This window comes from Variovorax sp. GW822-FHT04E09, from assembly GCF_058800845.1.
Window position 1 is genome coordinate 39,717 of the sequence record NZ_JBXAMR010000001.1, and the last position, 21,122, is coordinate 60,838.

A 21,122-nucleotide genomic window follows, 5' to 3' on the forward strand; every position below is an offset into this window, starting at 1 on the left:
ATGCAGGAGACTTTAGGGAGCACGGCCTTCACGCGAAAGGCCGAAAGAGGCAACAGGTGTTCAGCTTTCGAGAAGACTTGCCCCAGCCCAACGGCCTTCGCTCACCAGTGTGCGCGCCGTTTCGGCGACCACCACGCGCGCGGCCAGCGCGGCGGGCGAGAGCTCGTCGTCCGACAGGCTCACGAGCAGGTTGCGGCGCCCGACATGCGCGTCCGAAATCTGCGTGAGCTCGAGGTCGTCGCGGTCGTGCCGCGCCGTGGCGGCGCCGGGCTGGATGGTGGCGCCGTGGCCGGCGCGCACCGCGTCCATCAGCAGCGCCAGGCCGTCGACCTCGGCCACGATGCGCGGCGCCACGCGCGCCCGCGCAAAGGCGGCCATCAGCGTGGCGCGCAGGCCGTGGCTGCCGCTGGGCAGGATCAGCGGCACCTCGGCCAGCTGCGACAGGCGCACCTTCTTTCCCGTGGGGCGCGGCGTGAGTGCGGGCGACGCGATCACGAAGAGCTTTTCGGCCAGCAGCGGCGACACGCTCCAGCGCCGCGGCGTGTCGGTCTGGAACAGCACGGCCAGGTCGAGCTGGCGCGCGTGCAGCATGGTCGTGAGGTGGCCCGACAGCGCCTCGACCATGTGCAGCCGCACCTCGGGGTAGCGCGCCTGCATGGCCTGCATCAGCGGCACGCCCAGCACGGTGGCGGTGGTGGGCGCCAGGCCCACGCTCACATGGCCCGACAGCCGCGCCTGCTGCGCCGTGCGCACGGCGTCGTCGGCGTGGCGCAAGGTGAGCTGCGCCTGGTGCAGGAAGGCCAGGCCGGCGTCGGTAGGCATGACGCCGGTCGAGTGGCGGCGCAGCAGGCGGGTCGAGAGTTCGCTTTCGAGCCGGCTGATCTGCTGGCTCAGCGCCGAGGTGACCACCCCCAGCTCCACGGCCGCGCGGCCCATGCTGCGCAGCTCGCAGACCTTGACGAAGTAGCGCAGTTGTCTCAGTTCCATCCGCGCATCATGGCGCAGGCACGGCGGCGGGCTGGCCGCGCCGGAGCAACAGCCATCCGAACAGTGGGGCGGTGATGTACATCACGACCGAGTAGATGGCGGCCGGCAGCGCGAGCGGAAAGCTCCCCAGCACGCTCACCGCGATGAAGATCGCCAGCGTGGAGTTGTGGATGCCGATCTCGTAGCTGATGGCGGTGGCCAGCGGCTTGTCCAGGCCGGCGGCGCGGCTCAGGTAGTAGCCGGCCAGCAGGCTCACGAGGTTGAACAGCAGCACCGGCACGCCGATCTCGGCGAAGGTGGTGGTGATGTTCTTCCACTCGTTGGCAATGGCCAGCACCGTGACCACCGCGAGCACCACGGCGCTGAAGATCTTGGTCGGCTTCTCCATGCGCGCCGCGAAGCCGGGCCGGCGCGACGCGACGACCATGCCGATGGCCACCGGCACCAGCACGATGGCGATCACCTCGACCAGCTTGCGCGTCTGCAGCGGCACCACCTGGCCGCTCTGCGCGAAGTGGCCGATGGCCCAGTTGGCGATGAGCGGCAGCGTGATGATCGACAGCAGCGTGTTCACGGCCGTGAGCGAGATGTTCATCGCCACGTTGCCGCCGAACAGGTGCGAGAACAGGTTGGCCGAGATGCCGCCCGGCGAGGCCGCCAGCAGCATGAGCCCGATGGCGAACACCGGCGACAGGCCGAAGCCCACGATGATCGCGTAGCAGGCCAGCGGCAGGCCGATGACCTGCAGCACGAGCGCGATGGTCACGGCCTTCGGGTGCTTGAACAGGCGCCGGAAATCGGCGAGCGAGAGCGACAGCCCCAGCCCGAACATCACGAGCGCGAGCGCGCCGAACAGGAACCGGGTCACGATGAGCGTGGTGTCCATGGGGTGTTGTCTCCTCTGTCGTTCTTCTTGAACGCGCTTAAAAAAATGGCTGCCGGCACCCGTCGCGCGGGCGCTGGCAGCCGTACAAAACCGGGGTCGACGCGTCTTATTGTTTGTAGCTGTCGTCGATGCGGTCGAGTTTGCGGATCAGCGAAGGCCAGACGAACATGCCGCCCAAGCCGCCGCTTTGCACCTTCATGGCCTGGCCCACGCCGTCGATGATCCTCGGGTCCACGTGCGTGAGTTCACCGCCGCCGGCCTGCGCGGCGATCTGGATCTGGCAGGTGTTCTCGAAGGTGTACATCGAAAGGAAGGCGTCGGCAATGGTCTTGCCGCAGGTCAGCAGGCCGTGGTTGCGCAGCATGAGGAAGTTGGCGTGGCCCATGTCGGCCTGCAGGCGCGGCTTCTCGTCGTCGCGGAAGGCCACGCCTTCGTAGTCGTGGTAGGCCAGCGAGGCCAGCACGAAGGTCGACTGCTGGCTGATGGGCAGCACGCCGTTCTTCTGCGCGCTCACGGCGATGCCGGCGCGGGTGTGGGTGTGCAGCACGCACTGGATGTCTTCGCGCGCGGCATGCACGGCGCTGTGGATCACGAAGCCGGCCGGGTTCACGGGGTAGGGCGAGTCGATGATCTTGTTGCACTGCTGGTCGACCTTGACCAGGCTCGAGGCCGTGATCTCGTCGAACATCAGGCCGTAGGGGTTGATCAGGAAGTGGTGCTCGGGGCCGGGCACGCGCGCGCTGATGTGCGTGAAGACGAGGTCGCTCCAGCCGTACAGCGCCACCAGGCGGTAGCAGGCGGCGAGGTCGACGCGCAGCTGCCATTCTTCGGCGGAGACGAGCTTCTGGATTTCGGAGGCGGAGGTGGCGTTCATATGAGGTGTCCTTTGTCGTGATCAGGCGGCGGCTGGCTCTTGCAGCACCGTCTTGTAGACGCTCTGCTTGGGCTGCGCCATCAGGCGGCGCAGCATGGGCTCGAACTCGCTGATGGGCAGGGTCTCGGCCTTCGGGTCGAAGGCCGGGTTGTCGTAGAGCGCGCAGAACTCGGCCGTGCGCTCGTAGTGCGGGTGGTCCTTGAAGCTATCGCGCATGTCGCGGTCCAGCCCGATGTGGTGGAAGAAATAGTGGCCCTGGAAGATGCCGTGGTTCTGGACCATCCAGTGGTTGGCCTCGCTCACGAAGGGCTTGAGGATGGCGGCGGCGATGTCGGGGTGGTTGAAGCTGCCCAGCGTGTCGCCGATGTCGTGCAGCAGCGCGCACACCACGTACTCCTCGTCGCGGCCGTCGCGCAGCGCGCGCGTGGCGGTCTGCAGCGAGTGGGTGTAGCGGTCGACCGGAAAGCCGCCGTAGTCGCCTTCGAGGATCTGCAGGTGCTTGATCACGCGTGCGGGCAGGCCGCCCGCGAACTGCATGAACTCGCCGCCGATCAGTTGCCAGTCTTCGCGCGTGCTGTCCTGCATGCGCTTGAAACTTGCCCGTGCGTTCATCGTGTGGGGTCTCCGTTCTTGGGGATGGCGGCCACTGTAGACCTGCGCTTGACCTTCAACTGTCAAGAATTTGACAATGCGAGGTTCTGGTAAACCCGCCTCCGGGCGCCTTTTCTCTTCCCTTTTTGCCCATGGCCACCTCGACCAAGCCGCGCCTGTCGGCCGCGCACCGCGCCGCGCTCGACGGCAACCCCTGGTTCACCAGCATGCCGCGCGCACAGCGCGACGCGCTGCTGGGCGCGGCCGAGTTGCTGCATGTGCGCCGCGGCACCATGGTGTTCCGCCAGGGCGACCCGATCCATGCGGCGGGCGGCGGCTTCTACGGGCTGGTGGCGGGCACGATCAAGATCTCGTCACTGCGCCAGGACGGGCGCGAGGCGATCCTGGCGGTGCTGGAGCCGGGCAACTGGTTCGGCGAGATCACGCTCATCGACGGCTCGCCGCGCACGCACGACGCCACCGCGCTCGAAGCGCTCGACCTGCTGGTGGTGCCGCCCGAGGCCTTCGTGCGGCAGATGCGCGACGTGGTGTTTTCCAACGCCATCGCCGCCATGCTGGCCGCGCGCGTGCGCATGCTCTACGGCCTGGCCGAAGACGCCACCTTGCGCAGCCTGCGTGCGCGCGTGGCGCACCGGCTGCTGGTGCTGGCGCGCGGCGACGCCACGCAGTCGGTGCACCTGCGGCACGAGCTCATGCTGTCGCAGGAGGCGCTGGCCATGATGCTCGGCGTGACGCGCCAGACGCTGTCCAAGGAGCTCAATGCGCTGGCCACCGAGGGCGTGGTGTCGCTGGGCTACGGGCGCATCGAACTGCTGTCGCTCGAGGCACTGCAGGGGTTGGTGCGCACGGGCTGAGGGTCTTGTCACAGCGCGGGCAGGGCGCAGGCGTATAAGACTTTCCCGGCCCGTCATTCCGGCGGCCCGGTGTCTTATTTCTTCACTGGAAGGTGGCGAATCATGAGCAACAACAAACCGACGGTCGTCCTGGTCCATGGTTTCTGGGGTGGTGCGGCGCATTGGCACAACGTCATCGTGGAGCTGCTGCGCAAGGGCCACACGGCCATCCGCGCAGTCGAGCTGCCGCTGACTTCGCTGGCCGACGACGCCGAGCGCACGCGCAAGATGGTGGCGCAGGTGCAGGGGCCGGTGCTGCTGGTCGGCCACTCGTACGGCGGCGCGGTGATCACGCAGGCTGGCGACCTGCCCAATGTGGTGGGGCTGGTCTACATCGCCGCCTTCGCACCCGACGCGGGCGAAAGCCCCGGCGGCATCACGCAGGAGCATCCGCCCGTGGCCGTGCCCAACCTGGCGCCCGACAGCGACGGCTACCTGTGGGTGATCCCCGAGAAATACCACGAGAGCTTCTGCCAGGACCTGAGCGCCGAAGAAGGCCTGGTGATGGGCCTGACGCAGAAGGCGCCGCTGGCCAGCACCTTCGGCGACACCATCACGGCGCCGGCCTGGAAGAAGAAGCCGTCGTGGTACCAGATCTCGAGCGAGGACCGCATGATCTCGCCCATGAACCAGGAGCGCATGTCGGCGCGCCTGGGCGCGAAGAAGGTCATCACGCTGGCGGCCAGCCACGCCTCGCTGGCCTCGCAGCCGCAGGCCGTGGCGGCGCTCATCGACGAAGCCGCGAGCGCTGCCTGAGGCCGGCTACGCGCAGCGCTCGGTGCGCTGCGCAGCCGTCGAGCGGGCCCGCCAGCCGAGGAACGCCACGGCGCAGGCTGCTGCAATCACGATCGCCACGGCGACGCCCATCACCGAGAAGAAGGCCTGGTCGAAGGCCGTGTGCGCGAGCGCCACGAGCTGCGAGGCGATCGGCGCGGGCAGCGTTTCTGCGGCCAGCAGCGCGGCATCGATGCTGTCGCCGGCCGAAGCCGGCACGGCCAGGCCGTCGGGAATCACCAGCGCGGCCGTGTAGCTCGCCGAGAGCACGCTGCCCAGCAGCGCGATGCCCAGCACGCCGCCGAGTTCGTACGACACCTCTTCGATCGACGCCGCCATGCCGGCGTGTTCGACGGGCGCGTTGTTCATGACCGCGTTGGACGCCGCCGTGATGGTCGCGCCCACGCCCAGCCCCAGCAGCACCAGGATGGCCGGCTTGAGCAGGCCTGCGGCATCGACCGCCAGTGCCAGCGCGCACAGCGCCAGCGCCGTGGTCACGAGGCCGCCCAGGATGACGGGGCGCGAGCCGATGCGTGCCAGCAGCAGGCCCGCGAGCGGCCCCGCCACGAACGCGGCCAGCGGCAGCGGCAGCAGGGTGAGGCCCGCCTGCAGCGGCGTGAGGCCGACCACCAGCTGCAGCCGCTGGCTGAACACCAGCTCGACACCGATCAGCGCCACCGAGGCCACGATGGCCGCGATCACGCCGCCCGAGAAGTAGGCGTTGCGGAACAGGCGGAAGTCGATCAGCGGCGCGCTGCTGCGCCGCTGGCGTCGCACGAACAGGGCCATGGCCACCACGGCGAGCGCGCCGGTGATGGCGGCCGCCGTGACTGAGGGCGCGAACTTCGTGAGTTCCTTGATGGTCAGCACGAGGAAGACCAGCCCCGCCAGCACCTGCACCGAGCCGATGAAGTCCCAGGGGCGCGTGCCGGTGTTCTTCTGCGTCGGCAGCAGCCACAGGGCCAGCACCAGCGCGAGCACCACCACGGGCACGTTGATGAGGAACACCGAACCCCACCAGAAGTACTCGAGCAGCACGCCGCCCACGACCGGCCCGAGCGCCGCGCCGCCCGAGGCCACCGAGGCCCACACGCCGATGGCCACGGCGCGCTCGCGCTCGTCGGTGAACACCAGCCGCAGGATCGCCAGCGTGGCCGGCATCATCATCGACGCGCCCACGCCCAGGAGGGCCCGCGCGGCGATGAGGACGGCCGGGTTCGGCGCGTAGGCCGCGCACAGCGAGGCCACGCCGAACACGGCCAGGCCCGCGACGAACATGCGCCGGTAGCCCACGCGGTCGCCCAGCGCGCCCATGCCCAGCAGGAAGCCGGACACGACCACGGTGTACGCGTTGAGGATCCAGAGCTTTTCGGTGGCCGACGCGGCCAGGTCGTGCGTGAGCGTGGGCAGCGCCGTGTAGAGCACGGTCATGTCGACCACGATCAGCAGCAGCGCCATCGAGACGATGCCGAGCGTGATCCATTTCTTTGCGGTGGGGTTCAAGCCGTTCATGGCGTGGCCCTCCGGTCGTGCGACTGTGCGGTGGCGCCGTCCAGTTCCTTGAGCATCGTCACCGAGACCGTCTCGCAGCCGCGAGCGTGGAAGAAGTCGTGCGCACGCGCGTTGCCGATGCCGCTTTCGAGAAAGAGGCGCTGGATGCCGTGGCGCTGCAGCTCGGCGCAGACCCAATCGAAGAGTTGGCCGCCCAGGCCCAGGCCCTGGAAGCGCGCATCGACGACGAGGTCGTCGAGCGTCGCGAAGCTGCGCGCGGCGCGACGGGTGTCGTCGATGGACACCAGCGCGAAGCCGGCCAGTGCGCCATCGGTTCGCGCGACGGCCACGCGTGCGTGGGCGGTGGCCGGGTCCAGCGCCAGGGTCTCGCGCACTTGCGCCATGAAGACAGCGGGCAGGTCGGCGCGCCATTCGCCGAGGGCCACGGCGCGCTGCTCCTGCAACTCCGAGTGCGAGATGTAGGAGGGGGAAAGTTGCTGCAGGAACAGGGCGGTCAACGCCTGCGCCTGGGAAGGGTCACTGCACCAGCTCAGTTCGAACGCCGGTGTCGTCTTGTTGTTTGCATTCGTCATGACGCCATGTTGCGCCATTAAAATGAATGAATAAAGATGAAATCCATCTGATAAATAGATGAGTAGGTGGCCGAAATGGAATGGACCGTCGACCAATTGCGCCAGTTCGTGACGACCGCCGAGTGCGGCTCGTTCTCGGCCGCGGCGCGCCACCTGGGCAAGGCCCAGTCGGCCGTGAGCACCGCCATCGGGCTGCTCGAGGTCGACCTTGGCGTGGCGCTGTTCGACCGCTCGCGCCGCAACGCGCAGCTGTCAGACGCGGGCCGGGTGCTGCTGCTCGAAGCGCGCGAGCTGCTGCGGCAGGCCGAGCAGCTCGACCAGCGCGCCCGCTCGCTGCACGAAGGCGACGAGGCCGCGCTGTCGCTGGCGCTGGACGAAGCCCTGCCGTACACCGCCATCGGCACGCTGATGCGCGAGCTGTCGGTGAAGTTTCCGAGCCTCGAACTCACGCTGCTCAACGGCACCGCGACCGAGGTGGCCGACTACGTCGAGCAGGAGCGCGCCAGCGTGGCTTTTCACTTCGACCGCGGCCCGGTGCGCGCGAGCTTCGACCAGCGCCACATCGGCAGCGTGCGCCAGGGCGTGTTCGTGGCCAGCGACCACCCGCTGGCCGACGGCCGCACGGTGCGGCGGCAGGACCTGGCGCGGCAACGCCAGCTGCTGATGCACGCGGACGACGTGCACGAGGTGGCCTACAGCCCGCGCGTGTGGCGCTCCGACAGCTTCTACAGCACGGCCGAGATGGTGGCCGACAACCTGGGCTGGGCCGTGCTGCCCATCAACATCGCGCGCTACGAAGGCTTCAGCAAGGCGCTGAAGGAAGTGCCGTGCCCGTCGCTGGCCTTGCCGCGCTTGTCGGTGCGCATGCTGTGGCTGCAGGGGCGCCCGCTCGGCGCGACGGCGCTGTACGTGCAGCAGCGCTTCACCGAGCTGCTGCGCGACAGCGCGGTGTGAGGCGCTTCAGCGGAGCACGCGACCGTCGGCCGAGATGCTGATCAGGTCGATGCTGCGCACGTTGTCGCGCAGGCCGGGGCGCAGGTTGATGCGGAAGCCGCCCACGTCGTAGTCGGTCATCGCCGTCATCGTGCGCTGCAGGGTCGCGGTGTTGAAGCCGCGGCCCGCGCGCCGTACCGCCTCGCCCGCGGCCTTGGCGGCGATGAAGCCCTCGAGCCCTTCGTACGACGCGGTCTGGTCGGAGTTGTCGACCGCCGCGAGGTACTCCTTGACGATCGGAATGGCCGAGGGGCGCGGCGAGGGCACCACCTGCGAGATCACGATGCCGCCGATGTCCTTGCCCAGCTCGGCGTAGAGCGGGTCGATGCCGACGATCGAGAAGGCCATGAAGTTGCCCGTGTAGCCGCTCTTGCGCAGCTTGCGGATGGCGCTGGCCGTGGTGCCCGAGAGCGACACCAGCACGATGGCCTGGGGCGTCTGCTGCTGCACGGTCTTCAGCGCGGCGTCGAGCTTGTCGGCGCCGGCAGGCACCAGCGCGCTCGCGACCAGCGGCGGCAGCTTGAGTTCGGTGACGGCCTGCTGCACGGCGGCCAAGCCGGCGCGGCCCATGGCGTCGTCGTCGCCCACCAGCGCGATGCGTTGCTGCCCCACGGTGGCGCATTGGCGCACGATCTTGAGGGCCTCGTCGATCATGCCGGGGCGCACATGGAACACGTTCGGATGCTCGGGGCCGCGCAGCGTGTCGGAGGCGGCGAAGGGCGCAAAGAGCAGGCTGCCTTGCTGCGTGGCCACCTTGGCGCCGGCCTCGCTGCTGGCGGTGCCGACAAAGCCGAACAGCATGTCGGCCTTGTTCGCGCCCAGCAGGGTGCGGGCGTTGGTGGTGGCGCGCGCGGCGTCGTAGCCGTCGTCCAGCTGCAGCAGCTTCAGTTGCAGGCCGGTGGCGGCGTTGCGCGTGTTGAAGTCACTCACGGCGAGCCGGCTGCCGGCCGCGAAGGCGTTGCCGATCTCGTTGGCGCTGCCGGTGAGCGGCACCGACTGGCCGAGCAGGACGATGCGGGCCCCGGCGGCGGCCGGGCGTGGCGTCTGTGCCAGCAAGGGACGGGTGATGCCGAGGCCGCTTCCCAGAAGCAGCGTTGCGGAGGCTTTTCCCAGCCATGTCCTGCGAGACGCGTTCATTGGCTACCTTTTGCTAACAATAGTAAAAAAGTGTAGCAATTTCGAGGCCAGGGCGGAAGGCGCGGGTGCTCCAGAATTGCCCTGATGAAAACAACTGTGTCCTGGGTTCTGGGAGGGATGTGCGCGGCGCTCACCGGGTGCGTCGTGTCGCCCCCATCGAAGGTGGTGGAAAAGGCGCTGCCCGCGCCGGAGGTCTTCGTGCCCGTGGCTGCGCCGCAGCCGCCGCAACCGATGATCGAGCCGCCGCCCCTGCCGCCGCCATCGACGATCGAGCCGCCACCGCTGCCACTGGCGGGGCCGCCGATGGCATTGCCGTCGGGGCCGACCCTCATGGCGGCGCCGCGCGCCGATCCGCGGGCCGCGGCAGACGCTGCCGTGACGGAGCCGGTGATCCGCCAGCGCCGCTACCCCAGCTATCCGTCCGCGCTGGTGGAAGAGGGCATCGAGGGCCTGGTGGTCACGGCCTTCTTCGTCGGCGTGGACGGCAAGCCCGAAGACATCCGCGTCGAACGCTCGCCGCACCCGCTGCTGTCGCAGGCGGCGACCGATTCGCTCAAGGGATGGCACTTCGACCCGGCGCGCACGGCGGACGGGCGTGCGGTGCGCGCCCGCATGCGGCTGCCGTTCCGCTTCAAGCTCGTCGAGTGAGCGGGGGAAGGTGACGCGCGCTCAGGCGCGTTTTTCGAACACCAGGTCCCACACGCCGTGGCCCAGCTTGAGGCCGCGGTTCTCGAACTTGGTGAGCGGGCGGTACGCCGGCTTGGGCGCGTAGCCGGTGTCCGGCACGGTGTTGCGCAGCAGGGGCTCGGCGCCCAGCACTTCGAGCATCTGCTCGGCGTAGGGCTGCCAGTCGGTGGCGCAGTGGATGTAGCCGCCGGGGCGCAGGTGCTGCGCCAGCTTGGTCACGAACTCGGGCTGGATCAGGCGGCGCTTGTTGTGGCGCTTCTTGTGCCACGGGTCGGGAAAGAACACATGCACGCCGGCCAGCGTGCCGGGCTGCAGCATGTGGTCGATCACGTCGACCGCGTCGTGCGCGCAGATGCGGATGTTCGAGATCGACTGCTCGCCGATGCGCTTGAGCAGCGCGCCCACGCCGGGCTCGTGCACCTCGCAGCACAGGAAGTTGGTCTCGGGCAGCACCGTGGCGATGTGGGCCGTGGCCTCGCCCATGCCGAAGCCGATCTCCAGCACCGTCGGGCCCACGCGGCCGCCGAAGGCCGCCGTGAGGTCGAGCCGCTCGGGCGTGTAGGGCACGAGGAACAGCGGGCCCAGCTCGGCGAAGGCGCGGGCCTGGCCGTCGGTGGTGCGGCCGGCGCGCTTCACGAAGCTCTTGAGCCGGCGGTGCAGCGGGTGCGGCTTGCCGTCGGTGGCGTCGTCTTCGGGGGATGCGGGCAGGTCGTCGCCGGGCGGGAGGTCGTTGGACACGGTGTCGGGAATGTTCATGAGGGCCGCGAATTGTAGAGATCGCGCCATTCGGGCACCCAGCCGGCCAGGGCGGCGGTGCAGTGGCCGGCGGCGGTGGGGCGCAGCCCGAGCGCGCGCGCGGCGGTGTCGAGCGCGGCCAGCGCGGCCTGCGGCGTGGCGGTGTCGATGGCCGTGGCGCCGTTCTGCTTGGAGAGCTTGTCGCCGTCGGCGCCACGCACCAGCGGCGTGTGCAGGTAGCTCGGCGTGGGCAGGCCGAGCGCCTGCTGCAGCAGGATCTGGCGCGCCGTGTTGTCGGCCAGGTCTTCGCCGCGCACCACGTCGGTCACACCCTGTTCGGCGTCGTCGACCACCACGGCCAGCTGGTAGGCCCAGGGGCCGTCGGCGCGGCGCAGCACGAAGTCGCCGACCTCGCGCTGCACGTCCTGCCGCTGCGGGCCGAGGCGGCGGTCGTGCCAGTGCAGGTCGCCGGCCGGCATGCGGTGCGCGGCAAAGCGCCAGGCGCGTGCGGGCTTGCCGTGCAGGCCGTCGCGGCAGGTGCCGGGGTAGACGCGCTCGCCATGGCGCTCGTGCGCATGGCCGAGCCGGGCCAGGGCCACGTCGATGTCCTTGCGCGAGCAGCCGCAGGGGTAGGTGAGGCCGCGCGGCTGCAGCGCGGCCAGCGCCGCTTCATAGTGCGCGGTGCGCTGCGTCTGCCACTCGGGCGGCTCGTCGGGGAGCAGGGCGCAATCGGCGAGTTGCCGCAGGATGTGCTCGCCCATGCCGGGCAGGCAGCGCTCGGTGTCGGCGTCCTCGATGCGGACCAGCCAGCGCGCACTGTCGCCGCGCGCACGCACGTCGAGCCAGCTCGCGAGCGCGGCCACCAGCGAGCCGGCGTGCAGCGGGCCGGTGGGCGAGGGGGCGAAGCGGCCGGTGGCCCGCATCCTTTCTTGGAGGACCTAGAGAACGGCAAGGGCCAGCGACAGGCCCGACACGAAACCGTCTTCCACGCGGTGGCCGATGCACCAGTCACCCGCGATGCCGATGCGGGCCTTGGCGTCCCACAGGTGGGTCTGGCCCACGGGCACCTGCGTCTGCGCCTCGGGCCAGCAGCGCGCCTTGGCATGGCTGGGCGTGGCGTGGATGCCGGTGATTTCCGAGAAGGCGCGCAGCAGCTTGGCCTCGATGCGTGCGGGCGTGTCGCGCAGGTGTTCTTCCGACCAGGTGGCGCTGGCCTGCAGGGTCCAGCGCTCGACGCGCTCGCGGCCGGGCTTGGACGATTCACGCGCCAGCCACGCCACGCGGTGGTGGGTGCTGCGCGCCACGTTCCATTGCGGGCCGAGGTGCGACATGTTGGCCTGGTTGGCCTGGGGGAAGGCGATCATCAGCGTCCAGCAGGGCGCGATGCGCACGGGTTCGATCTTGCGGCTCAGCGTGGCCGAGCGGTCGCCGCCGGCCAGCAGTTCGCGGGTGCGTGCGGGCGGCACGGCCAACAGCACGGCGTCGAAGCCGGAGTACACGTGCTGCGAATCGTCCGCGCCGGCGGTGCGCAGCTGCCAGCGGGTGGCGTCGAGCGCATCGGGCTCGATGCGGGTGACCTGGGTGTTGGTGACGAGCTGCTCGCCGAGCGGTGCGGCCCAGTGTGCCACGAGCGCGTCCATGCCGGGTTGGGCGACCCAGTGCGGCTCCAGCGAGGGCAGCGCCGCCTCGGCCACGCGGCCGTGGGCGTCGAGCACGCGCACGAGGTTGGCGCTCCAGGGGCGGCACAGCGCGGGCGTGGTGGCCAGCACCTGGGCAAAGCGCGGGTCGCGCACGGTGAAGTATTGGGCGCCGCTGTCGAAGCGGCCGAAGGCGGTGTCGATGCTCGCCATCCGCCCGCCCGGCGTGGCCTCGCGTTCGAACACCGTGACACGGTGCCCGGCCTGCATCAGCGTGCGGGCACAGGCCACGCCGGCAATGCCGGCGCCGATCACGGCGAAATGGCGGGCGGCGGCGGGAGTTCGGTGGCGGTCGGCGGTGGCGCGGGCTTTGGCTTTGGGCATGGCGGACTCTTTTCTTTTGACAGGGTGATGACTGAGGAGGCCGTGCACACTCTACCTCGGTCTGCGCGCGTCCCCGGGCTGGGGGCGACCCTTATGACGCCGTCATCGCGTGGCGTTCAACGGCCCCGGTGCCGTTCGAGCAGCGCCTTGCGCGTGCCCTCGTGCTCGAACTGCGCGAGCCACCATGCGAGCGCGCGCCCCGGCTTGCCCGCGCTGCGCACGCGCCACGCGCAGTGCATGGTGCCCAGCGGCGGCTGGCGTTCGGTCTGCAGCTCGACGAGGTGGCCGGCCTCGATGTAGGGCCGCGCCATCGGCTCGGGCAAGAAGCCGCCGCCCAGGCCGTGCAGCTGCGCGGCGATCTTGGCCTGCATGCTGGGCACGGTGAGCACGTCCTGCCCGCCGACGAGGTTCACGGTCATGCTCGGCCCGCTGCGCACCGAGTCGGCCGCGGCCACCGCGCGGTGCTGGCGCAGCACCGCGTCGCTCAGCGGCTGCGGCAGGCGCGCGAGCGGATGGTGCGGTGCCACCGCGAACACGAAGCGCAGTTCGCCGATCGGCCGGCTGCGGATGCCGGTGGCGGTGAAGGCCAGGCTCGCGGCATCGAGCACCGCGCCGATCGCCAGGTCGGCCTCGCCGCTGGTCAGCGCCTCGATGGTGCCGAGCAGCGTCTCGTCGCGCAGCTTCAGGCGCGTGGGCGGCTCGAGCGCGAAGAAGGCGGTGCACAGGTCGAGCAGCGGGTCGCGCGCGATCACGCTGTCGACCGCGATGGTCAGCATCGGCTCCCAGCCGGTGGCCACGCGCTTCACGCGGTTGGCCACGGCGTCGATTTCGCCGAGCAGGCGCGCGGCCTCGCGCAGCAGTTCGGCGCCGGCCTCGGTGATGCGGGCCTGGCGCGCGCTGCGGTCGAACAGCAGCACGTCGAGCGCGTCCTCGATCTGGCGCACGCGGTAGCTCAACGCGCTGGGCACCAGGCCGAGCGCGCGCGCGGCGGCGGCGAAGCTGCCGGTGGTGGCCACGGTCTGCAGCATGGCCAGCGCGTCGGGGGTGAGGACGTCTCGGGCGCTCGTCATGGGGTGGGCTCCATCATTCAAATAATTTGAATGATGCCATCAAAACCGGGCGTCTTTCAGAGGGGGATGGAGGTCCAGAATTCTTCTCATCCGCTGCGCATCCGGCGCGGCCCACGACGAAAGCCCCGGCGCCCGAACCGGGTGGGGCAGCAAGGAGTTCGATATGTTGCAAGTGCGTAAATCCCAGGAACGCGGTTATGCCGACCATGGCTGGCTGCGCTCGTTCCACAGCTTTTCCTTCGCCGGGTACTACGATCCGGCCTACATGGGCTTCGGCAACCTGCGGGTGATCAACGAAGACCGCGTGGCGGCGGGCGCCGGCTTCGGCACCCACGGCCACCGCGACATGGAGATCATCAGCTACGTGCTCTCGGGCGAACTCGCGCACAAGGACAGCATGGGCAACATCGAATCCATTCCGCCGGGCGACGTGCAGCGCATGAGCGCCGGCCGTGGTGTGATGCACAGCGAGTTCAACCACAAAGCCGACCAGACCACGCACTTCCTGCAGATCTGGATCGAGCCCAAGGAACGCGGCATCACCCCCGGCTACGAGCAGAAGCAGTTCAGCGACGCCGAAAAGCGCGGCACCCTGCGCCTGGTGGCCTCGCCCGACGGCCGTGACGGCTCGGTGACGGTGAACGCCGACGCGCGCCTGTTCGCCGGCCTGTTCGACGGCAGCGAAACCGCCAGCCTGGCGCTCGACCCGCAACGCAAGAGCTACGTGCACCTGGTGCGCGGCGAGCTCGAAGTCAACGGCCAGAAGCTCGTGGGCGGCGACGCCGCGATGCTCGAAGGCGAATCGCAACTCACGCTCGGCGCCGGCAAGGATGCCGAAGTGCTGGTGTTCGACCTGACAGCCTGAGACGGCGTCCTTTTCTTTGTTCCTTTCGCTTCAACAACCAACGAGGAGTTTCACCATGGCCATTACCACCACAACCACCGCCCCCAACGCCGCCCAGGACACCCTGGCACTCATCGGCCGCGTGCTGCTTGCAGCGCTGTTCGTGCCCGCAGGCTTCGGCAAGCTCATGGGCTTCGCCGGCACCGTGGGGTACATCTCCTCGGTGGGCGCGCCGCTGCCGCAGGTCGCGGCGGTGATCGCGATCGTCGTGGAACTGGGGCTCGGCCTGCTGCTGCTGGTCGGCTTCAAGACGCGTCTGTCGGCCATCGTGCTGGCGATCTTCACCGTGGCCGCGGCCGTGATGTTCCACAACTACTGGGGCATGCCCGCCGACAAGGCCTTCGTGAACCAGCTGATGTTCTTCAAGAACATCGCGATCGCAGGCGGCCTGCTGGCTTTCGCGGCCTTCGGCGCCGGCCGTTTCAGCATCGATAAAAAGTAAGCTCGCTCCACCCAGGCCGCGCACACCTCGTGGGCGCGGCCTGCTGACTTCATCGCTTCTTTGAGGAAATCCGTTTCATGGCAAACATCGTCGTTGTCTTCCATTCCGGCTACGGCCACACCCAGCGCGTGGCCCAGGCCGTGGCCGATGGGGCGGGCGCGCAGCTGCTCGCCATCGACGCCGACGGCAACCTGCCGGCCGGTGGCTGGGAGACGCTGGCCGCGGCCGACGCGATCATCTTCGGCTCGCCGACCTACATGGGCGGCGTGAGCTGGCAGTTCAAGAAATTCGCCGACGCGTCGTCCAAGGTCTGGTACACGCAAGGCTGGAAAGACAAGCTCTTCGCCGGCTTCACCAACAGCGCCACGATGAACGGCGACAAGGTCACGACCATGACCTACCTGTGGACGCTGGCCATGCAGCACAGCGGCATCTGGGTCAGCATGGGCATCCTGCCGACCAACAACAAGGCGGCCACGCGCGACGCGATGAACTACGTCGGCGGCTACGGCGGCCTGCTCACGCAGTCGCCCTCGGACGCGAGCCCGGCCGAGATGCCCAAGGGCGACCTCGAGACGGCACGCGCCTTCGGCGAGCGCGTCGGCGCGGTGGCAAGATCGCGCGCATAACGCCCCACCGAACCTTCGCCCACAAGGACACCACGATGACCGACACCATCCCCGAAATCCAACTGCTGCGGCCCCACGACAAGGACCTGGGTGGCGGGTTCAACGTGCGGCGCGTGCTGCCGGCGGCGCAGCGCCGCTCGGTCGGGCCCTTCGTGTTCTTCGACCACTTCGGCCCGGCCACCGAGCAGCCCGGCAACGCGCACGACGTGCGCCCGCACCCGCACATCGGCCTGTCGACGGTCACCTACCTGTTCGAGGGCGCGATGATGCACCGCGACAGCCTCGGCAGCGTGCAGGAGATCTTGCCCGGCGCCATCAACTGGATGACCGCGGGGCGCGGCATCGTGCACTCCGAGCGCAAGCCCGAGCGCCTGCTGGCCGACACTTTCGTGAACCACGGCCTGCAGCTGTGGGCCGCGCTGCCGCAGGCCCATGAAGAGGTCGAGCCCAGCTTCGAGCACACGCCGGCCGACGCCATTCCCGAGCTGACGGTGCAGGGCGTGCCCGTGCGCGTGCTGGTGGGCGAGGCCTTCGGCGTGCGCTCGCCGGTGAAGACGCTGGCGCAGACGGTCTACCTGGACATCGCGCTGCCGGCCGGCGGCCGTTTCGAGCTGCCCGCGCTGGCGCCCGAACTGGCGGTCTATATGGTCGATGCCGATGCGCAGGTGAACGGCGAGCCCGCCCCCGCTCACACGATGGCGGTGCTGCCCGACGGGCAGGGCGCGGTGTTCACTGCCGACACGGCCGTGCGCCTGATGGTGATCGGCGGCGAGCCGCTGGACGGCCCGCGCTACATCACCTGGAATTTCGTTTCGAGCCGGCGCGAGCGCATCCTCGAAGCCGGCGCCGACTGGGCCGCGCAGCGCATGGGCCACGTGCCCGGCGAGACCGAGTTCATTCCGCTGCCGGGCAAGCCCTTCGGCGTGCGCGAGCCCGACACGGGCACGACGCCGGTCTGAGCCTTCCGTTTATTGTTTGATGCCGATGTCCGGGTCTTCCGAGGCCCGGGCGCTGGCGTCCGATGCGCGCGCGCTGAGGTCGGGCGCCAGCGCCCGGCGGCCGTCGAACACGAAGCAGTCGCCGTGGTAGTGCGCTCCGCCGACGTCCTCGAAGTACTTGAGGATGCCGCCTTCGAGCTGCAGCACGTGCTCCACGCCTTCCTCGCGCATGAGGATGGCGGCCTTCTCGCAGCGGATGCCGCCGGTGCAGAAGCTCACCACCGTCTTGCCCTCGAAGTCGGCGCGGTGCGCCTTCAGGGCGGGCGGGAATTCGGTGAACTTGGTGATGCGCCAGTCGATCGCGCCGTCGAAGGTGCCTTCGTCGACTTCGAAGTCGTTGCGCGTGTCCAGCATCACGATCTCGCGGCCCTCGTCGTCGTGGCCCTGGTCGAGCCAGCGTTTGAGCGTGGGCGCGTCCACGCCGGGCGCGCGGCCGGCGGCGGGCTGGATCGCGGGGTGGTCCATGCGGATGATCTCGCGCTTGAGCTTCACCAGCATGCGCCGGAAGGGCTGCGTGGCCGACCAGCTTTCCTTGGTTTCGAGGTCGGCAAAGCGCGCGTCGGCGCGCAGGTCGGCCAGGAAGGCGTGGATGGCCTGCGCCGTCCCCGCCAGAAACAGGTTGATACCTTCGGGCGCCAGCAGGACCGTGCCCATCAGGCCCAGGGCCTGCGCACGGTCGCGCAGGGTCTCACGCAGCACGGGGCTGTCGTTGATGCCCACGAACTTGTAGGCGGCGATATTCAAAATCTCTTGCACGGGGCGGGATTGTAGGGATCACCGCACCACATCGTGGGGTGGCGCTTCCTACAATCGACGGATGTTTGTTCACCTGCGTCTGCACACCGAGTTTTCCGTCGTCGATGGCACGAATCGAATCGACGAAGTCATCAAGGCCGCCGCTGCCGACAAGCAGCCCGCGCTGGCCATCACCGACCTGAACAACCTGTTCGGGACGGTCAAGTTCTATAAGCAGGGCCGGGGCAAGGGCGTCAAGCCCGTCATCGGCGCTGAAATCTTCATCGACGGGCTGGGCAAGGAGCCCGGCGCGCTGACCCGCCTCATTCTGCTGGTGCAGAACATGGAGGGCTACCTTAACCTGTCGGAGCTGCTGGCCCGGGCCTGGACGCAGAACGTGAGCCGCGGCCAGTCGCAGGCGGCCTGCAAGCTCGAATGGCTGCAGGAACTGCAGGGCGGGCTGATCGCGCTGTCGGGCGCGCAGGCCGGGCCGCTGGGCCAGCCGCTGTTGCAGGGCCAGGAAGAGCGCGCCGCCGAACTGGCGCTGCAACTCGCGGGCATGTTCCCGCACCGCTTCTACATCGAGCTGCAGCGCGCCGGCCGCCCCGAAGACGAGCCGCATGTGATCGCGGCCGTGAAGCTCGCCGCCCGACTGAAGCTGCCGGTGGTCGCCACGCACCCGGTGCAGTTCGCCGAACGCCAGGACTACGAGGCGCACGAGGCGCGCGTGTGCATTTCCGAAGGCGAAATTCTTGGCAACCCGCGCCGCGTGCGCAAGTTCACCGAAGAGCAGTACTTCAAGTCGAGCGCCGAGATGCAGGCGCTCTTTGCCGACGTGCCCAGCGCGCTGGCCAACACGGTCGAGATCGCCAAGCGCTGCAACCTCACGCTGGTGCTCGGCAAGCCGCAGCTGCCCGATTTTCCCACGCCTTTCATCAGCGAAGGCGTGCGCATGCCGATCGATGACTTCTTCCGTCAGGAGTCGTTCGCCGGCCTGGAAGTGCGGCTGAAGCACCTGTACCCCGATGAAGCCAAGCGCGAGGCCGAACGGGCACGCTACGTGGAGCGCCTGGAGTTCGAGATCAACACGATCCTGAACATGGGCTTCCCCGGCTACTTCCTGATCGTGGGCGACTTCATCCAGTGGGCCAAGAACAACGGCTGCCCCGTGGGCCCGGGCCGGGGCTCGGGTGCGGGTTCGCTCGTGGCCTACGCGCTGAAGATCACCGACCTCGACCCGCTCGAATACAAGCTGCTGTTCGAACGTTTCCTGAACCCCGAACGCGTCTCGATGCCCGACTTCGACATCGACTTCTGCCAGGGCAACCGGGACCGCGTGATCGACTACGTGAAGGACAAGTACGGCCGCAACGCCGTGAGCCAGATCGCCACCTTCGGCACCATGGCCGCGCGCGCGGCCATCCGCGACGTTGGCCGCGTGCTCGACATGAGCTACATGTTCTGCGACGGCATCAGCAAGCTGATTCCGAACAAGCCGGGCATGTCGGTGACGCTGCAGTACCCGCCCGCGACCAAGATCGAGGGCGACAAGAACAACTACGCCATCGAGATGGAGCCGCAGCTGGCGGAGCGCATCGAGAAGGAAGAAGAAGTGCGCATGCTGGTCGAGCTCGCGCAGAAGCTCGAAGGCATGACCCGCAACATCGGCATGCACGCCGGCGGCGTGCTCATTGCGCCGGGCAAGCTCACCGACTTCTGCCCGCTGTACCAGCAGCCCGGCAGCGAATCGGCCGTGAGCCAGTACGACAAGGACGACGTCGAAGCCATCGGCCTCGTGAAGTTCGACTTCTTGGGCCTGGCCACGCTCACGATCCTGGAGATCGCGCGCGAGTTCATCATGAAGCGCCACAAGGGGCAGGAGAACTTCGCGTTCGAGAACATCCCGCTGAACGACGGGCCGACCTACCGCCTGTTCTCCGACGGCAAGACCGAGGCCGTGTTCCAGTTTGAATCCCGCGGCATGCAGGGCATGCTGAAGGACGCGCGGCCCACGCGCCTGGAAGACCTGATCGCGCTGAACGCGCTGTACCGTCCGGGCCCGATGGACCTGATTCCCAGCTTCGTGGCGCGCAAGCACGGCCGCGAAGACGTGGAGTACCCGCACCCGGCCGTGGCCGAGATGCTCTCCGAGACCTACGGGATCATGGTCTACCAGGAGCAGGTGATGCAGACCGCGCAGATCCTGGGCGGCTACTCGCTCGGCGGCGCCGACTTGCTGCGCCGCGCGATGGGCAAGAAGAAGCTCGAGGAAATGGCCGAGCACCGCGAGAAGTTCCGCGCGGGCGCCCTGGCCACGCACGGCATCGTGCAGGACAAGGCCGACGAAATCTTCGACTTGATGGAGAAGTTCGCGGGCTACGGCTTCAACAAGTCGCACGCCGCCGCCTACTCGCTGCTGGCGTACCACACGGGCTGGCTCAAGGTCCACTACACGGCCGAGTTCTTCTGCGCGAATATGACCGTGGAAATGGACGACACGGACAAGCTCAAGCTCTTGTTCGAAGACGCCCAGAAGAACTTCAACATCACCTTCGAGCCGCCGGACGTGAACCGCGGCAACTACCGCTTCGAGCCCGTTACCAACCGGATCATCCGGTATGGCCTGGGCGCCGTGAAGGGCACGGGCCAGCTCGCGGTCGAGGCCGTGGTGCGGGCGCGCGAAGAGGGTGGGCCGTTCAAGAGCCTGTACGACTTCTGCGTGCGCATCGACCGCCAGCGCATCAATAAGCGCACGGTCGAAGCGCTTATCAAGGCCGGCGCGTTCGACGCCATCCAGCAGAACCGCGCCTCGCTCATCGCCTCGGTCGACCGCGCCTTCGAGTTCGCCATTGCCACGGCGGCCAATGCTTCGCAGGCCGACATCTTCGGCGACTGCGAGCACGGTTCGGCCACGCAGGAGCCCGACCTGGTCGACGCCACGCCCTGGGGCGTGAAAGAGCGACTGACCTTCGAGAAGACGGCCGTCGGCTTCTACCTGTCGGGCCACCTGTTCGACGAGGTCTCGCACGAGGTGCGGCGCTTCTGCAAGCGCGAGATCGGCGACCTGCTCGACAGCCGCGACCCGCAGGTCATCGCCGGCATCGTGAGTGACTTCCGCGTCATCAACGGCCAGCGCGGCCGGCTGGCGATCTTCAAGCTGGACGACAAGTCGGAGTCGATCGACGCCACGGCCGACGAGGCGCTCATCAACGCCAACCGCAACACGCTGAAGGACGATGAGCTCGTCATCGTGAGCGGCAAGCTGCAGCCTGCGCGCGGCGGCTTCGAGGCGCGCTTCCAGGTGCAGCAGGTGTGGGACCTGGCCTCGGCGCGCTGCCGCTTCGGCAAGTTCCTGCGCGTGGCGGTCAACGGCAAGGTGCCCGAGATCGCGCGCCTCCTGAAAGACTTTCCGGCGCGCACCGAGCAGACCGAAGTCGGTGACCTGGTGCACGGCCTGCCCGTGCGCCTGTCGATGGCGCGGGGCGGGGCGCAGGTCGAGTTGCAATTGGGCGAGCGCGCCAAGTTCTTCCCGACCGATGCGGCGCTCGCGAGCTGGACCGCGCAGGCCGAAGCGGGCAAGGCGCAGGTCATCTACGATTGATCGGATCGCGCGGCCCCGGGGAACCTCGGGGCCTGCACGCGGTCCATCAGTCTGTTGCAA

21 protein-coding genes are annotated in these 21,122 nt (G+C 68.9%); 9 read left to right on the forward strand and 12 right to left on the reverse strand.

The genetic code is table 11. The annotated features are described in order from the left end of the window. Nucleotides 1-60 precede the first annotated feature (60 nt). From AC1RL8_RS00175 to AC1RL8_RS00190, 4 genes are all read right to left on the reverse strand, one after another. The gene (locus AC1RL8_RS00175; RefSeq protein ID WP_492685467.1) at nt 61-987 is read right to left on the reverse strand and encodes a LysR family transcriptional regulator; all 927 of its coding nucleotides are present in this window, start codon (nt 985-987) and stop codon (nt 61-63) included. A gap of 7 nt (nt 988-994) precedes the next feature. Then, complete coding sequence (locus AC1RL8_RS00180; protein WP_492685468.1) at nt 995-1,873, reverse strand: bile acid:sodium symporter family protein; 879 nt, start codon at nt 1,871-1,873, stop codon at nt 995-997. A 106-nt stretch (nt 1,874-1,979) separates the two neighbouring features. Further along, nucleotides 1,980-2,747, reverse strand: coding sequence for a class II aldolase/adducin family protein (locus tag AC1RL8_RS00185; protein WP_070060369.1), 768 nt, complete (start codon nt 2,745-2,747; stop codon nt 1,980-1,982). A 21-nt stretch (nt 2,748-2,768) separates the two neighbouring features. Continuing rightward, the gene (locus AC1RL8_RS00190) at nt 2,769-3,359 is read right to left on the reverse strand and encodes an HD domain-containing protein (protein WP_369647291.1); all 591 of its coding nucleotides are present in this window, start codon (nt 3,357-3,359) and stop codon (nt 2,769-2,771) included. Nucleotides 3,360-3,490: 131 nt separating this feature from the next. Between AC1RL8_RS00190 and AC1RL8_RS00195 the strand changes: the two genes are divergently transcribed. Continuing rightward, entirely contained in the window at nt 3,491-4,213 is a 723-nt protein-coding gene (locus AC1RL8_RS00195; RefSeq protein WP_062478356.1) for a Crp/Fnr family transcriptional regulator, read from the forward strand. Nucleotides 4,214-4,315: 102 nt separating this feature from the next. Then, nucleotides 4,316-5,008, forward strand: a complete 693-nt coding sequence (locus AC1RL8_RS00200) for an alpha/beta hydrolase (RefSeq protein ID WP_492685469.1) — start codon at nt 4,316-4,318, stop codon at nt 5,006-5,008. A gap of 6 nt (nt 5,009-5,014) precedes the next feature. On the opposite strand, the gene AC1RL8_RS00205 is transcribed toward AC1RL8_RS00200, so the two are convergent. Together AC1RL8_RS00205 and AC1RL8_RS00210 are read right to left on the reverse strand one after the other, a co-directional pair. Further along, the gene (locus tag AC1RL8_RS00205; protein WP_492685470.1) at nt 5,015-6,538 is read right to left on the reverse strand and encodes an MFS transporter; all 1,524 of its coding nucleotides are present in this window, start codon (nt 6,536-6,538) and stop codon (nt 5,015-5,017) included. Continuing rightward, a complete protein-coding gene (locus AC1RL8_RS00210; protein WP_492685471.1) occupies nt 6,535-7,110 on the reverse strand; it encodes a GNAT family N-acetyltransferase in 576 nt (191 codons plus the stop codon). The genes AC1RL8_RS00205 and AC1RL8_RS00210 overlap by 4 nt, the downstream gene beginning before the upstream one ends. A 75-nt stretch (nt 7,111-7,185) precedes the next feature. Between AC1RL8_RS00210 and AC1RL8_RS00215 the strand changes: the two genes are divergently transcribed. After that, a complete protein-coding gene (locus AC1RL8_RS00215; RefSeq protein WP_070060373.1) occupies nt 7,186-8,064 on the forward strand; it encodes a LysR family transcriptional regulator in 879 nt (292 codons plus the stop codon). A gap of 6 nt (nt 8,065-8,070) precedes the next feature. Here the strand turns inward: AC1RL8_RS00215 and AC1RL8_RS00220 are convergent, their stop codons facing one another. After that, nucleotides 8,071-9,240 carry an ABC transporter substrate-binding protein gene (locus tag AC1RL8_RS00220; RefSeq protein WP_492685472.1) on the reverse strand — a complete coding sequence of 390 codons (1,170 nt, stop codon included), beginning with the start codon at nt 9,238-9,240 and terminating at the stop codon, nt 8,071-8,073. A gap of 144 nt (nt 9,241-9,384) precedes the next feature. Between AC1RL8_RS00220 and AC1RL8_RS00225 the strand changes: the two genes are divergently transcribed. Beyond that, the gene (locus AC1RL8_RS00225; RefSeq protein ID WP_492685473.1) at nt 9,385-9,888 is read left to right on the forward strand and encodes an energy transducer TonB; all 504 of its coding nucleotides are present in this window, start codon (nt 9,385-9,387) and stop codon (nt 9,886-9,888) included. Nucleotides 9,889-9,909: 21 nt separating this feature from the next. Here the strand turns inward: AC1RL8_RS00225 and trmB are convergent, their stop codons facing one another. The 4 genes from trmB to AC1RL8_RS00245 all read right to left on the reverse strand — a co-directional run bounded on the left by trmB (nt 9,910) and on the right by AC1RL8_RS00245 (nt 13,753). Further along, nucleotides 9,910-10,683, reverse strand: coding sequence for a tRNA (guanosine(46)-N7)-methyltransferase TrmB (gene trmB, locus AC1RL8_RS00230; protein WP_492685474.1), 774 nt, complete (start codon nt 10,681-10,683; stop codon nt 9,910-9,912). Continuing rightward, nucleotides 10,680-11,585: a tRNA glutamyl-Q(34) synthetase GluQRS gene (gluQRS, locus tag AC1RL8_RS00235; protein WP_492685475.1), complete on the reverse strand. Its 906-nt coding sequence runs from the start codon at nt 11,583-11,585 to the stop codon at nt 10,680-10,682. The genes trmB and gluQRS overlap by 4 nt, the downstream gene beginning before the upstream one ends. Before the next feature lie 15 nt (nt 11,586-11,600). Then, entirely contained in the window at nt 11,601-12,683 is a 1,083-nt protein-coding gene (locus AC1RL8_RS00240; protein ID WP_492685476.1) for an NAD(P)/FAD-dependent oxidoreductase, read from the reverse strand. Between the two features lie 116 nt (nt 12,684-12,799). Beyond that, nucleotides 12,800-13,753: a LysR family transcriptional regulator gene (locus AC1RL8_RS00245; RefSeq protein ID WP_062481635.1), complete on the reverse strand. Its 954-nt coding sequence runs from the start codon at nt 13,751-13,753 to the stop codon at nt 12,800-12,802. A 163-nt stretch (nt 13,754-13,916) separates the two neighbouring features. Here AC1RL8_RS00245 and AC1RL8_RS00250 point away from each other — a divergent pair, with 163 nt between their 5' ends. The 4 genes from AC1RL8_RS00250 (at nt 13,917) to AC1RL8_RS00265 (ending at nt 16,687) form a co-directional block, all read left to right on the forward strand. Continuing rightward, a complete protein-coding gene (locus AC1RL8_RS00250; protein ID WP_492685477.1) occupies nt 13,917-14,618 on the forward strand; it encodes a pirin family protein in 702 nt (233 codons plus the stop codon). A 55-nt stretch (nt 14,619-14,673) separates the two neighbouring features. After that, nucleotides 14,674-15,099, forward strand: coding sequence for a DoxX family protein (locus tag AC1RL8_RS00255; RefSeq protein WP_492685478.1), 426 nt, complete (start codon nt 14,674-14,676; stop codon nt 15,097-15,099). Between the two features lie 77 nt (nt 15,100-15,176). Next, nucleotides 15,177-15,728 (forward strand): flavodoxin family protein, encoded by a 552-nt coding sequence (locus AC1RL8_RS00260; RefSeq protein ID WP_070060379.1) that lies wholly within the window; start codon nt 15,177-15,179, stop codon nt 15,726-15,728. A 35-nt stretch (nt 15,729-15,763) separates the two neighbouring features. Further along, nucleotides 15,764-16,687 carry a pirin family protein gene (locus AC1RL8_RS00265; RefSeq protein WP_492685479.1) on the forward strand — a complete coding sequence of 308 codons (924 nt, stop codon included), beginning with the start codon at nt 15,764-15,766 and terminating at the stop codon, nt 16,685-16,687. A 9-nt stretch (nt 16,688-16,696) separates the two neighbouring features. Here the strand turns inward: AC1RL8_RS00265 and AC1RL8_RS00270 are convergent, their stop codons facing one another. Beyond that, nucleotides 16,697-17,482: a sulfurtransferase gene (locus AC1RL8_RS00270; RefSeq protein WP_492685480.1), complete on the reverse strand. Its 786-nt coding sequence runs from the start codon at nt 17,480-17,482 to the stop codon at nt 16,697-16,699. A 61-nt stretch (nt 17,483-17,543) separates the two neighbouring features. Here AC1RL8_RS00270 and dnaE point away from each other — a divergent pair, with 61 nt between their 5' ends. After that, complete coding sequence (dnaE, locus tag AC1RL8_RS00275; protein ID WP_492685481.1) at nt 17,544-21,062, forward strand: DNA polymerase III subunit alpha; 3,519 nt, start codon at nt 17,544-17,546, stop codon at nt 21,060-21,062. The last annotated feature ends 60 nt before the right edge of the window (nt 21,063-21,122 follow it).

Coding starts and splice junctions, on each gene's coding strand:
- AC1RL8_RS00255 (WP_492685478.1), top strand. CDS start 14,674: ATGGCCATTACCACCACAACCACCGCCCCCAACGCCGCCCAGGACACC.
- AC1RL8_RS00215 (WP_070060373.1), top strand. CDS start 7,186: ATGGAATGGACCGTCGACCAATTGCGCCAGTTCGTGACGACCGCCGAG.
- AC1RL8_RS00220 (WP_492685472.1), bottom strand. CDS start 9,240: ATGAACGCGTCTCGCAGGACATGGCTGGGAAAAGCCTCCGCAACGCTG.
- AC1RL8_RS00210 (WP_492685471.1), bottom strand. CDS start 7,110: ATGACGAATGCAAACAACAAGACGACACCGGCGTTCGAACTGAGCTGG.
- AC1RL8_RS00250 (WP_492685477.1), top strand. CDS start 13,917: ATGTTGCAAGTGCGTAAATCCCAGGAACGCGGTTATGCCGACCATGGC.
- AC1RL8_RS00205 (WP_492685470.1), bottom strand. CDS start 6,538: ATGAACGGCTTGAACCCCACCGCAAAGAAATGGATCACGCTCGGCATC.
- trmB (WP_492685474.1), bottom strand. CDS start 10,683: ATGAACATTCCCGACACCGTGTCCAACGACCTCCCGCCCGGCGACGAC.
- AC1RL8_RS00260 (WP_070060379.1), top strand. CDS start 15,177: ATGGCAAACATCGTCGTTGTCTTCCATTCCGGCTACGGCCACACCCAG.
- AC1RL8_RS00195 (WP_062478356.1), top strand. CDS start 3,491: ATGGCCACCTCGACCAAGCCGCGCCTGTCGGCCGCGCACCGCGCCGCG.
- AC1RL8_RS00180 (WP_492685468.1), bottom strand. CDS start 1,873: ATGGACACCACGCTCATCGTGACCCGGTTCCTGTTCGGCGCGCTCGCG.
- AC1RL8_RS00245 (WP_062481635.1), bottom strand. CDS start 13,753: ATGACGAGCGCCCGAGACGTCCTCACCCCCGACGCGCTGGCCATGCTG.
- gluQRS (WP_492685475.1), bottom strand. CDS start 11,585: ATGCGGGCCACCGGCCGCTTCGCCCCCTCGCCCACCGGCCCGCTGCAC.
- dnaE (WP_492685481.1), top strand. CDS start 17,544: ATGTTTGTTCACCTGCGTCTGCACACCGAGTTTTCCGTCGTCGATGGC.
- AC1RL8_RS00175 (WP_492685467.1), bottom strand. CDS start 987: ATGGAACTGAGACAACTGCGCTACTTCGTCAAGGTCTGCGAGCTGCGC.
- AC1RL8_RS00190 (WP_369647291.1), bottom strand. CDS start 3,359: ATGAACGCACGGGCAAGTTTCAAGCGCATGCAGGACAGCACGCGCGAA.
- AC1RL8_RS00265 (WP_492685479.1), top strand. CDS start 15,764: ATGACCGACACCATCCCCGAAATCCAACTGCTGCGGCCCCACGACAAG.
- AC1RL8_RS00240 (WP_492685476.1), bottom strand. CDS start 12,683: ATGCCCAAAGCCAAAGCCCGCGCCACCGCCGACCGCCACCGAACTCCC.
- AC1RL8_RS00185 (WP_070060369.1), bottom strand. CDS start 2,747: ATGAACGCCACCTCCGCCTCCGAAATCCAGAAGCTCGTCTCCGCCGAA.
- AC1RL8_RS00200 (WP_492685469.1), top strand. CDS start 4,316: ATGAGCAACAACAAACCGACGGTCGTCCTGGTCCATGGTTTCTGGGGT.